General features: G+C 50.5%; 5 protein-coding genes. All 5 read right to left on the bottom strand.

What is annotated here, in order from left to right; genetic code table 11:
* The coding region (locus HMPREF9446_RS05085) for a DUF4962 domain-containing protein (protein ID WP_148345728.1) at positions 1 to 570 on the bottom strand (570 nt) is incomplete at its 3' end.
* A gap of 261 nt (positions 571 to 831) precedes the next feature.
* A complete protein-coding gene (locus tag HMPREF9446_RS05090) occupies positions 832 to 4,917 on the bottom strand; it encodes a hybrid sensor histidine kinase/response regulator transcription factor (protein ID WP_009124365.1) in 4,086 nt (1,361 codons plus the stop codon).
* A 444-nt stretch (positions 4,918 to 5,361) separates the two neighbouring features.
* Complete coding sequence (locus HMPREF9446_RS05095; protein WP_009124368.1) at positions 5,362 to 7,047, bottom strand: RagB/SusD family nutrient uptake outer membrane protein; 1,686 nt, start codon at positions 7,045 to 7,047, stop codon at positions 5,362 to 5,364.
* Positions 7,048 to 7,067: 20 nt separating this feature from the next.
* Positions 7,068 to 10,277, bottom strand: coding sequence for a SusC/RagA family TonB-linked outer membrane protein (locus HMPREF9446_RS05100; RefSeq protein ID WP_009124369.1), 3,210 nt, complete (start codon positions 10,275 to 10,277; stop codon positions 7,068 to 7,070).
* Positions 10,278 to 10,476: 199 nt separating this feature from the next.
* Positions 10,477 to 12,996 carry a DUF4962 domain-containing protein gene (locus HMPREF9446_RS05105; RefSeq protein ID WP_039968642.1) on the bottom strand — a complete coding sequence of 840 codons (2,520 nt, stop codon included), beginning with the start codon at positions 12,994 to 12,996 and terminating at the stop codon, positions 10,477 to 10,479.
* Positions 12,997 to 13,054 lie beyond the last annotated feature (58 nt).

Genomic DNA, 13,054 nt, shown 5'->3' on the forward strand with positions numbered 1-13,054 from the left:
AGTATGCACTAAATTAATTCCGCCAACAGGTTTAGTATAGTTCATGCCGAGTGCATTGCGGCCCTCATCTATCATGGCTTCGAACTCGGGATGTGAGCGTACGTTCTTGCGTGCCTCTTCCAGGCTGTCTTTCAGAAAGCAGTAAATGCGCGGATATTCTTCCGGGATATTCTTGAAGAAAGTGCTGAATGGAGGAGTGGCAAATTGAGGGGTGTCCTCTGTCACCGTAAAACTGTAGGTTGGGCTCCAGGGCATTTCCTCGCCCGACTTGCTGACCGAGCGGAAACGCCAGTACCAAGTGCCGGAGTCAAGTATCTGGTGCGGATTGAATACGCACCAGGGCACCGGTTTTGACAAGATGCTGCGGCTGTCTTTGAACTCTTTGTCCATTGACAGGTTGAACTGTAAGAAATCTGACTGTTTTGAAGCTTTCGGAACCAGCAACGGAGCGGGATTTATATAAATGGTATGTTCCTGTTGCGGATAGGGGATTGTGCGCATAGGGTTATTCGCACATACTTGAGTGAACAATGTGCATAATAAGAACAATGTCGTAAACAGGTTTTTCATAATATAACTTCTGTGTTTTAGTTCATGGGCAAATGTAGAGAATCGGGAGGTAAGGGGCTTCTCGGTTTGTGTGGGCGTGTTTTGATATGGCGCAAAAAGCTTTCAATTACGTCCTGCATGGTTGCACTTTTGTGTAATATGCCTGTTGCGGAGTAGCCGATACCCCTTTCTAAAACGAAATCACCCCTGTCACGGTCTTAAACCTGTGACAGGGGTGATCTTTGTATTGGAGGCGTTTTGCCAAGCCTTTCCGCTGTATTTTCAATCTTGTTGATTCTCTCCTTTCTTTCCGTACTCCGACGGCAGGCAGCCGAAATACTTCTTGAAGCTGGTCGCGAAGTAAGAGGCGGTGTTGAACCCTACCATCGTGCTTACTTCCGATACCGTATATCGTCCTTCTTTCAACAGCTTGCAGGCCTTGTTGAAACGTATCTTCCGGATGAATTCATTGGTAGATTCACCGGTCAGGGCTTTCATTTTCAGATGCAGGTTGGACCGGCTCATAAACATTTCTCGGGCAAACTCGTCGGTAGAGAATCCCACGTCATCCAAATGTTTCTCTACCACCTCTACCGCCTTTTTCAGCAATTCCTCATCCAGCGGATTGAGGGCTACTTTCTCCGGTTCTATTTCCAGGGAGTTGGAATAATGCTCGATGGCGCGATGCCTTGTGCGGAACAGGTTTCTGATTTTGGTCGTAACCAGCGCCATCGAGAAAGGTTTGGGTATGTAATCGTCCGCACCCATCTGCAAGCCCTCTATTTGCTCCTTCAAGTCTGTTTTGGCGGAGAGCATTATCACCGGGATGTGGCAGGTGTACAAATTCTGCTTGATGTGCTTGCACAACTTCAGACCGTCCATAACAGGCATCATCACATCGGTCAGGATAAGGTCTATCTCTTGCTCCTTCAGTATGTTCAGGGCTTCTTCGCCGTTTTCCGCTTCCAGTGTCCGGTAAGATTTCCCGAGTTCGCGGCTCAGGTATTGGCGGATGTCGGCATTGTCCTCCACGATAAGGATGCTTTCACGGTTGGGCTTGCCTGGCTCTTCTGCGAAGCCTTCCGCAGCGCCTTTCGCAGCGGTCTCTTTCGCAGCCGTTTCCGTTTCTCCGGTCTCTGCGTCTGTCATGAACATTTCCACGCTGTTGGCGGAGCGAATGGGCTGTTCGTTTTCCGTATCGGCTTCAGTGGCGAACTCTTCGGTTTTATAAGCCTCCTTGCGGCAGGGCAGATAAATGGTGAAAGTGCTTCCGGTTCCTTCCGCACTTTCCAGCTTGACTTCTCCGTGATGCAATTCCACCAGGCGGTGTACCAGGGAAAGTCCGATGCCGGTGCCGATATGTTCGCTATCCACCTTGTAGAATCGTTCGAAGATTCTGCTTTGCTTGTGCAGGGGAATGCCTTGTCCGGTATCCTTTACTTGCAGCATCAGTCTGTCGTTTTCTTCTTTTAGCGTGACGGTGATGGATTGCCCTTCATTGGTGTATTTGAATGCGTTGGAAATCAGATTATTGGTAATCAGCTCTATATAGTTGGGATCACACAAGACTTCCCGGCCTTCCAATTCGGAGCGGAAGCTGTAAGTGATGTTCCGGCGCAGTGCCGTTCTGTCATAAAGCAGGAAGTTCTTTTTGACTACCTGGTGTATGGAAGTATATCTTACTTTGAGGTGGAACACCCCCAGTTCGGCGCGGCGGTAATCCATCAGTTGGTTGACCAGATGCAGCAAGCGGTTGGTATTCTTCTGTACATGTTCCAGTTGCTTGTGTATCCATCGGTCATTCACTTTGTCGAGTACCTCTTGCAGAGGAGCCAGTATCATGGTAAGTGGGGTACGCAGCTCGTGTGAGATGTTGATGAAGAACTGGAGTTTCATTTCGTTCAGCTCCTGCTGCCGTTTCTTGTCGGCAAGTTCCATACGTATCTGCGCCTGCATGCTCTTGCGCATCCAGAAGTAGTAGAAAACGAAAGCCGTGGTCGCGACGAAGAGGGCTATGAACAACAGGATGGCCCACCAGGTCTTGTACCAGACGGGAAGAACTTTGATTTCCAGCTCCGTGGGAACTTCATTCCATTTTCCGTCACTGTTGGCGGCTTTTACCAGAAAGCGGTAAGTGCCTTGCGGCAGGTTTGAATAGGAGACGATGCGGGAATTGTTGGCATAATACCATTCCCGGTCATACCCTTCCAGCATGTAGGCAAAGGTGTTGTGATTGCCGGATATGTAGTTAGACACCACGAACTCCAATGAGAACATGGACTGTGTGGCAGCCAGCGTAATGCTTTTGGTCTCGTTGATACTTTTTTTCAATATGCCGCTGCCGTCTCCCGGACTGACCGTTTTGTTGAACAGTTTCAGGCGGTTGATGACGGCGGACGGTGTATAGGGATTGTCCGGCAACTGTTCCGGTTGGAAGGCCGTAATCCCGTTGATACCTCCAAAATACATCAGTCCCTCACGGGTGTGGCAATAGGCGTTGTTGGCAAACTGGTTGCTCTGTATGCCGTCATTGCTCGTATAGTTTCTGAACTTCTCTGTCTGCGGTTGGAAACGACTCAGCCCTTTGTCCGTGCTTAGCCAAAGATAGCCGTATGAGTCTTCCATGATGCCATGCACCATGTTGTTGGGAAGCCCTTGTGACGTGGTGTATTGTTTCAGTTCTTGGGTTTTCTCGTCGAAACGGTAGAAGCCGTCACGGGTACCTATCCAGAATACACCGTTCTGTTTGGATTCGCGTACGCAATTGATGATTTTGCGGGTGACGGGAGATTGTTCCGGCAGGATGGGGCAATGCAGCAACTGTCCATCCTTTTCGGTATATACAGCCAGTCCTTTCTCGCCTATCATCCAGAGGCGGCGTTTGCTGTCGCGCAGGATGTCGGTTACTTGGTTATGCTGGAAGGGAGTTCCGTCTGCTTGAGTGTTGACTTGCGTGTATGTCCTGTTCTTAGGGTTGAAACGCAGCAATTGGCTTATTCCGCTCACCCAGAATTCACCGTTTTCTGTAGGCTCGAGTGTGTAGATGTTGTGGCTTTTGGGTTGGTTGATGGTTTCGATATGCCCCGTTTTCCGGTTCAGGATGCTGAGGCCGCCGGTATGCGTGCCTATATACACCAGGTCGTTCTTTTCGTCTATATAGATTGCCTTTATATCGTTGGATCCCAATCCTTCTTTTTTTGTGTAATGCCGGAAGCTGCGGGTACGAGGATTGTAGAAATTCACTCCACCGCTGTTTGTGCCTATCCAGAGGTTTCTTTGTCCATCTTCCCGGATGCATCCTATGATGTTGCAGTTCAGTGAATTTCCTTTGGCGGTGAATTGGATATTGGTGAAACGGTCTTTGAAGGGATGATAATAATTCAATCCTCCGAAATAGGTACCCAGCCACATACCGCCTTGTGCATCCATGAAAATGTCCCGCACGGAGGTTTGTGAGAGGCTGCCGCTTTCCAGCGGGTTGCTGGCATAAACGTAGAAATTGTCGTTTTCCTCGTTATAGATGTTCAGTGAACTCAGCGTTCCTATCCACAATTCGTTTTGCGAGTCGAGGCAAAGCGAGCGGATATAGTTGGAACTGATGGAGTTCTTGCTTTCAGGCTGATGGGTATAGCTCTTTATTTCCCGGGTTTGGGGGTTGATGCGGAACAGCCCGTTTCCTTCGGTCCCTATCCATAGGCTTATGGGAGACTGTTGCAGGATGGAGTATATCTCTTTGCCTTTCAGTGCTTCCGGTGCAAAGCTTTCCAGTTTGCCTGTTTGGGTGGAATATATGAATAGCCCTTGCATGGTGGCTATATAAATATGCTCGTCTTGCCGGTAAATGGTGGTGGGCACAATGGAGGAGAGGGCGGGGGAGGGCAGTTCTTCGGAGAACTGCCGGGTTTTCGTGTCAAACAGCAACAGTCTCTTTTTCCGGATGCAAAGCAGCAGTTTGTCGTCTATTTCCACGATGCTGTTTACCGTAAGTTTTTCTCCTTCCTCCGTGAAGCTGAAGTTCTCGAAGCGATTCATGCCGGCATCATAGAGGGACAACCCTTCGTTGGTTCCTGCCCAGATGCGGCCTTGCCGGTCTGTGATGCAGGTACGGATGACGTCGTTGCCTATGCTGCAAGAATCTTGTTCGTTGTGCTGATAGACGGTAAAGTCGTAGCCGTCGAACTTGTTCAGCCCGTTGTGGGTAGCGAACCACATGTTGCCTTGTTCGTCTTGTGTGATGTCGACTACGGTGCTTTGCGATAATCCCTCGTTGAGTCCGATATGCACAAAATTAATGGGAGCCGGTTTTTGTGCACGGAGTGAGAAAACCAGCAGATTAATCCCTAAAAGGCATAGTAAGATTCTTGTCATTTTACGGTGCGTGTAAAAGTTCTGTCACAAAAGTAGAAATTATCGGGGAGAATGGCAATAAAAAGGTGTTTTATCTTCATTCTTTTCTTCTTTACTTATATGGGATAGAAGATGCCGGCATAGGGGGATTATAAAAAGACAAGAGGAACTTTGGTTTCCGGGAACTATATGCCGATATTGTCTGTGCCCTCACTGCAAGGTTGGTGCATATCATTTGCAAAGTTTTTTAGTGGTAGTACATTGAATGATAATGTATTGACGATGGAAGGAAACCGAATCGATTGCCGGTTTTAAAGGTTAGTGATTGAATCGGCTGCCTGCTTGTGTTTGCTGAGGAAAGCGCAGAGCCGGTCTGCTTGTTGTGCTGATAATACAGAAGAGGCTGTCTTGGTTTTCTATTTTGAAGTGACAGCTTCTTCTGCATTATAAAGGATTAAAGTCTGTTTAGTATCCGTTATTGTTCTTTCCCTCCAGTTTCGGGTTACTTTGTATTTCGGCCAAGGGGATGGGCAGCAGTTCGTGCTTGCCTGTCACGAAATTCTGATAAGCGGGATAGGGTTTGTTATCTTTCTTGTTGACAGAACTCTTCTCGCCAAAAAGTTTCAAAGCATCGGCAAGTACTCCCCAACGAATGAGGTCGAACTTGCGTTGTCCTTCAAAGGAAAGCTCGAAACCGCGTTCCCAGTAGAGGGCGGTGCGGAACTTGCCTTGTGCATCGCCGTCGCTGATGAAAGGCAAGGCATGGGTTTTCTTGCGGGCAGCCATCAGTTCTTCGTAGTTGGCATCGGTGTAGGCGGTGGCTCCGGCACGCTGGCGCACGTTGTTCAACAAGCGCCAGGCTTCAGGAGTACTGCCTGTTTCGTTGTAGGCTTCAGCAGCCATCAGCACTACGTCGGCATAGCGCAGTACACAAAGGTTCACGTCACCATAGTTCATGTTTTTGTTACGTGTTTCGGGAGTCATCCATTCACGTCTCCATTTGCCCGGATACCACGAACCGGCACTCCGTTCTTGTTTCGTATGTTGATTGTTCGCCCATGTATAGCGGTAGGTGCAGATACTTACGTCGCGGCGGGCATCGCTCTCCTCAAAGAAGGCTTTCCATTCGGGCACGGTAATGAAAAAGCCGTTGGCACGTCCCATGTAGTTGTTCGCTTCGGTAGGAGAGATGCCGGTTGGCTCGGCTACCTGCGGTCCGTTATAGATTCCCCATGCGCCACCGTTACGGCTGCCTTGCTGATGGAAGAAAGCTATCTCGAATATGCTTTCCTTGCTATTGAGTACTCCCTCGGAATAGGATTTGAATAGAGCCTCGTAGCCGCCGTCATAGAAACCGTGATAACCGTTCTTCTGAATCTCTTCCCACTCGTTGAGCACGGCTTCAAAGTAGCGCTTGCGAGTGGCATCATCTGGGCGGGTCATTTGCCCGTTTTGCTGCAAGCTGTAGCCGGCACGTTGTAGCCATACACGCATCAGCAAGGCGCGGGCAGCACCCTGCGTAGCCCGTTCGGGCGACGAGGCGGCAGTGGCCCACTCCAAGTTGCTCTTGGCAAAGTTGAGGTCTTCGATAATTTGGTCATAGATAAGCTCACGGTTTACTCTGCCACCGAAAGCGTCGTCATAACCGGAAGAGTAGTCGGTCTTAAAAGGTACGTCACCCCAATACTTCACCAGATCAAAGGCAAGAAAGGCACGCAGGAAGCGGGCTTCGCCTTCCAGGGCATACAGGTTCTTGTTCTCTCCATAACCGTCCATACCTTGAATACCACTGATGGTCATGTTAGCACGGTCGATGCCTTGATATTTCAGCGCCCACAGCCACTTTACCCATTCGTTGGTAGAGCTTGTGGTATAGTGTACCATGTCACAAATCTGGTTGTCCGAACCCGTACGTGCCAGATAGTAAGTGTCGTCTGAAGCGTGTGCGGCCATTTCGTAATACCCGTAGTGGCGGTAGTCTGAAATGGAATTATAAATACCCATGATGGCCATGTCCGCTTTTGCCTCCGTACTGAAGAATCCGTCTTTGTCATAGCTTGAATTAGGCTTTTCAGTCAGCATGTCTTCACATGAAGCAAAGAACACGGTCAGCAGCGTGAGTGCTGTATATAGTAAGTTATACTTTTTCATATCTTGTAATGGTTAAGAGGTTAGTATGCAATGTTTATACCGAAAATGAAGGAACGGCTGCGTGGATAAGCACCGAAGTCCACACCGGGGGTCAACGGACTTCTCATGTTGGACACTTCAGGATCAAATCCTGTATAGGGAGTCCAGACAAAGAGATTGCTTCCGGTTGCATAAAGGCGGATGTTGCTAAGTCCTACTTTCTTAATCATCTGTTTGGGAAATGTGTATCCCAGTGTCACATTGCTCAAACGCAGGTAAGAGGCATCTTCCACTGCCCATGAATGGACATACATGTTGCCTTGTTGGTTGTCGTGCCAGGAGGCGATGGTCTTTCCCGCATTCATGGTGGTCAGGGTTTCGGGGTCGGTCACCTTGTTGCCCTGCGCGTCGATGGTTATCCAGCGGTTGTGGCTGTTCATCATTTCCAGTGCATTGTAGTTCTCGCGTCCCACTTTGGTTGTGACCAGCTTGGTGGCGTTCAGCACCTCGTTGCCGTAGCTGAAGGTGAAGAATACGCTCAAGTCGAATCCCTTGTAGGTGAAATTGTTGTTCAGACCTCCGTAGAACTTCGGAGAGGCATTGCCGATGACGGTCATGTCATTTGCGTCGATTACGCCGTTACCGTCCTGATTCTTGAACTTCCAGTCACCCGGCTGCACGTCCTTGCGGTGGGCGGCGATACCTTCTTTCAATGTGTAGGTCTTGGTAGCGGCATCGTAGTCGAAATCGCTTACTTGATACAGCCCTTCGGTAACATATCCGTAGAACTGGCCGAGTGACTCGCCTACGGCAATGCGGTGCGTGCTACTGTTATAACCGAACTTGGCTTCGTAAAGCTGTATCTGTTCGCCGGTCAGCGCCTCTACGGTATTCTTGTTGTGCGACAAGGTCAGCGTGGTGTTCCAGCTGAAGTTCTTGGTCACGATGTTCTGTGTGTTGATGGATAGGTCGATACCTATGTTCTTGGTTTCGCCGGCATTTACCACCATGGTTTCGTAACCGGAAGACAAGGGCAGCTTGGCGTTCAACAGCAGGTTGCTGCTTCGGTTGATGTAGAATTCCGGAGAGACGGTGATGCGTTGGTTCAGGAATCCGAAGTCAAAACCGAGGTTGAAAGTCTTGTTTGCTTCCCACTTCAAATCATCGTTGGGAATAACAGCCGAGGCATAACCCGGTACCAGACTGCTGCCCATAGCGGTAAGGATGGAGTTGAACAGAGCCAGACTGTTGTAACTGCCGATACGGTTGTTGCCTGCCAGACCATAGCCGATGCGGAATTTCAAGTCGGAGAAGATGTTCAGGTTTTTAATAAACTCTTCTTCGCCCAAACGCCAGGCTGCCGATACGGCAGGAAAGATACCCCACTTGTTGTTCTTGCTGAATTTGGACGATCCGTCGGCACGAAGCGTGGTGCTGAAGAGATACTTGTCTGCATAGTCGTAGTTGACACGTCCGAAGAAAGAGAGCAGGTTGTCGTCGTCGTTCAAGAAAGAGTCGGAGGCAGACGGAGTGCCCAAGCCTATGTCGTCCAGTTGGAAGTCGTCGGTAGGCAGGTCGCTTACCTCGGTATGCACGTAGCGGGTCCAGCGGTGTACATACTCCTGACCCAGTTGGGCGGTCAAATCGTGTTTCTTATTGAAAGTCTTCTCGTAGGTCAATACGTTGGATGTCTGGAAACTGCCTTCCTCGGTATTGCGGATGGAGCCGTAAATGCCGTTACGCTTGCCCATGATGGACTGGTCGCCATAGAACAGTTCGCGACGCTGGGCGCGGTAGCGCATACCGGTGGAATTGCGGAAAGTCAGCCCTTTCATCAGTTTGAAGGTCAGTCCGCCGTTTGCCTGGAAAGTACGGATTTCGCGGTCGTCCTTCTCTTCGGCAGCATTGATAAGCGGGTTCTGCATCGTATTGCCTTGCTCGTCCACCAAAACCGGGTCTTCGCCTTCCAGCAAATCCTGGTCGCTGCCCTGTATGCCGATGGTGGGACGGTATTGCAGAATCTGCGCCATCTTGTTGAAACGTGCATCGGTGTTGCTGCCGCCATCGTTGGTACCGTTGCCGGCAACCCCTGCACCGTAAATGCTGCGCTGGTCGTAAGTGATACGTCCGTTCACGCTCAGGCGGTCGTTCAGTTTGCTGTTCAGATTGAACGAGATGTTATGCTTGTCGCTTCCGCTATGTACCATGGCGCCCTCGTCTTTGTTGTAGTTGTAGGAAAGGCTGTACTTGGTACGGTCGTTTCCGCCACTGAAGGCTGCACGATAGTTCTGTGTCCAGGTGGTGCGTCCCATGGTTTCGTCCAGCCAGTCCAGTCCCGGACGGTTATGGTAGTTCTCGCCTATCTCCAGAAAGCTGCCGTATCTTTTTTGCCAACTGATCATTCCTTCCTCATTGAGAAGATACATGCTGCGTTCGTAGTCTGCCAGCACAAACTCTTCGGGATTAAGTACTTTCAGGGGATTGGCGAGTTTGCGGAAGCCTACGTAGGCATCGAATGTCACGGTTCCCTTGCCGCCATCGTTACTCTTGCCGCCTTTGGTGGTAATCAGGACTACACCATTGGCACCCCGCGCACCATAGATGGCAGTGGCAGAAGCGTCTTTCAGTACGTCGATGCTCTCGATGTCAGCGGGATCAAGGCTTGACATGCCGTCTTCTGTGGGGAATCCGTCAATGACGTAGAGCGGCTCGTTGCTTTGTGTGATAGAGATACCACCGCGCACGCGGATGGATGCTTCGGCACCCGGCTGCCCGTCGGTCTGTATGATTTGTACACCTGCCAGACGGCCTGCCAATGCTTGTGTGGCATCGGCTGTGGGGGTTTTCAACAGTTCGTCGCTCTTGACGGAAGCGACGGAGCCGGTCAGGTCTTTCCGTTTCACGGTGGCATAACCTACCACAACTACTTCCTCCAGCAACAGGTTGTCAGCTTTCATAGTCACATCAATCTTCGTGCGGTTTTTCACAGGTACTTCTATGCTTTGCAATCCGATGTACGAGAATACCAGTACATCTTTCAAGGCATCGTTCACTTGGATAGTATACTGTCCGTTGATGTCGGTCACAGTTCCCGTTCCGCTTACTCCTTTGATGGTTACAGTACCACCAATCACTTCCAGTCCTTCATGGTCTATCACCTTTCCGGTCACCTTCAGGCTTTGTGCCTGCAACGTACCGATGCTGATGAGTAAAGAGAATGTGATAATTAGAAATTTAAAGTTATAGTTCATAAAAACTTTTATTATTAAATTGTATGAAAATTCTGCTGCAAAGATAAAGAACGGTTCTTTTCCAACCGTTTAAATATGTATTCTTTAGCTGGCATTGCTCTCTCGTTTCCTTAAAAAATGTGCGAAACAGTTTCGTTTCTGTGTAAAAACAAGCAATGAGAGGGGGATTTTGCCCCTCATTTGCTTCCCTTTTCCCTCTCTATTGTTGTACTGATTTTGTCAATGCAGGTAGGCAGTCGGTCATTTCTACGGTGTGGTAACTACCATCTGTCTCGTCGTAGAGGAGGGAAGTGGCAGAGCCGTCTGTTCCATAGTCGAAGGTGGCAGGATGGGCTAGACTGCTCACTTTCAGCAAAACAGGTGCCCTAGCATCCAGTTCGGCTTCAATCACCCAGTCGTCTATCCGAAATGTGTTGCCTTCTTGGCGGATGACAGAAATGCCTTCTGCCTCGTCCCTCACTTGCATAATGGCAAGCAGGCGGGTGGCATGGCTGTCGGACACTTGTGCCGTACAGTGCCACTGATTAGGATAGGCTTCACCGGAGATGGCAGGAGGTATCAGAAAGCGGTCGGTAATGTTCAACGTTATTTTCTCTTTGCAAAAGAGTTGCGTGGCAGCGATGAATTGCTTTGCTTCGTTGCGGGAATAGATTATCTGTCCGTCCGTATCGGCCTCAAGAGTAGTGGGGCTGTGGAGCAGCCAGTCCCAGCGTACCGGTTCGGAAGCCTCCAACTCGTCGTAGAGTACGACGATGTCCGGATAGAGCATCAGTACGTGACGGCGGTACTTGGTGAGCGGTGTCTCTCCAAAACCGTTCTCCGGAGTCTGTGCAATACCTGCTTGGGCAAAATAGTTTATCCACATGGGGTCGTTGCTGATGCCACCGTAAGCCATTGAAGCGTCACCCAAGCAATAGCCGATATGACTACCGCCCAGGACACGCGCCACATAACCGTAGCCTTCGGTGGAGTAGGGCTGCCCGATGCCGTTCACCAGAATGGTGTTGTGAGCCCGGCTGTGGCGGTAGGACATCAAGTTGTGGGCATCGGCAAAGTTCTGGTAGTAACCGCTGCTGCGATACACATCTACTCCCCGGAACAACAGATTGAAGGCATTTTGGCTGGCTGTGGTGTGGCTACCCGAACCGAAGGTGCTGGAGCGGAACGAAAGGGCGAGGTTATTCTCCGTTTGACCGGGATGGCTGTGCATGGTTACTTCGCCGATGTCTTTGTACCATAACAGTTTAGGAGTATTCTCAGGTAAAGCAGTGTCATAGTTGCGGTCGGTACACATGCGGTAGAGGCGTAGTTCGTAATCCTGTTGTATCAGCGACCGGCATTCTCCGGCATACCAACCGGCATAGCCGTTGCCGGTTTCGCGTGCCAAGTAGTCGGCAAAGGCGGCAGTGAGTCGGTTGGGAGCATTACCTTTCTCGCTTTTGTCTCCGAAGCCGTTGTTTTTGGAGTTCGGCGGGAAACTGTATACAAGGGCTTTCCCTGCATTTTGGTACCACGGGTGTTGCAGGAAATCCTTGCGGGCAATGTAGGAGAGGAGGGCGGGTATATAGGTCAGTGTCTTGACGTTGGCGCTGAAATAGCCGGTGCCGTTATGCCAGATGCCATCGCGGTTGAAGCCGGAAGTCGGTGCGCGGGCGGTCCAAAGTTCATAATAATATTCTAGTATGGGCAGTATCTCGGCAGTATAGGCAGGTTTGTCATAGAGCATGAAGGCGGCTTGGAAGAGAACACGCATGTTCTGCTGCCAGAAGTGGTTGTCGAAGATGTGGTTTTCCTGATAGCCGCAGTTTTCTTTGTAGAAACGACGTATCACACGCAACATCAGTTGTTCGGCAGCCGTGCGTTCTGCTTCCGAGAGTCTTTGATGGAGCAGGTCGTAGGCTTTGAGGTGGCAGAGGGCGATGTTGGTGGCAGTGAAGTTATCAATAAATAGCTGGCTGTCCGTGGGGGGAACGGCGGTCATGACTTTCAGCAGTTGGTGCAGCTTGGAGGCATACTTCTCCTGCAAGGTCAGATGATAGGCCTGGTAGAGGCAGATAGCGTGTTGTTTGAATTCTTCGGCACGGCTGTAGTCGGGCGTTGTGCTGTAGTCGGCAGACAGGGCGGTGGCGGCACGTGCCTGCAACTGCCGGTATTCGGGGTGTGAAGCGACCTTGCTCCGCGCTTCGTCGATGCGTCCGTTGAGGAAGCAGTAAAGGCGAGGATGGGTGCGAGGGGCGTTTTCGAGGAAGGTGGCGAACGGGGGAGTCAGGAACTCAGGCGTTTCGCTTTTCACTTCGAAGCTGTAGGTCCGGCTCCATTCGCCGGGGGTGCTGCCGTCGGCAGCGGTGGAACGGAAGCGCCAGTACCAGGTACCGGATTCCAACGGGCGGTGCAGATTGTACATGCACCACTCTTGCGGTGCAGTGGTAAGGGTTTCGCTACTGTCGAAGTTTTCCGAACGGGAAAGGGCGAATTGCAGCCTTTCGCCGGTCTTCATGGCTTGCGGTACAATGAGGGGAGCGGGGTTTAGAAACAGCTCATTGTCTGCTTTGGGGTAAGGTTGGGTACGTATCTTGTCCTGATAGGCATCGGGGGATTCTACCGGCGGTTCGGGCGTGGGTGGCTCCGGTTCGGGCAGTGAATCCGAAGAGCAGGCGCTGCAACACATCAATAGGATGACGAGGCGGAAGAGTGTATGAAGTGGGGAGGAGTGTTTCATGGTGAGGATGTTATGGGCAATGTTATAAAAGGGAAGAAAGGCAAGGCGTGGGGGAGCC

Origin of the sequence: Bacteroides fluxus YIT 12057, assembly GCF_000195635.1 — a bacterium.
Classification (GTDB): Bacteria; Bacteroidota; Bacteroidia; order Bacteroidales; family Bacteroidaceae; genus Bacteroides; species Bacteroides fluxus.

Excerpts from the sequence above, each read along its gene's own strand:
- HMPREF9446_RS05105 (WP_039968642.1), bottom strand. The coding sequence starts at position 12,996 with ATGAAACACTCCTCCCCACTTCATACACTCTTCCGCCTCGTCATCCTA.
- HMPREF9446_RS05100 (WP_009124369.1), bottom strand. The coding sequence starts at position 10,277 with ATGAACTATAACTTTAAATTTCTAATTATCACATTCTCTTTACTCATC.
- HMPREF9446_RS05090 (WP_009124365.1), bottom strand. The coding sequence starts at position 4,917 with ATGACAAGAATCTTACTATGCCTTTTAGGGATTAATCTGCTGGTTTTC.
- HMPREF9446_RS05095 (WP_009124368.1), bottom strand. The coding sequence starts at position 7,047 with ATGAAAAAGTATAACTTACTATATACAGCACTCACGCTGCTGACCGTG.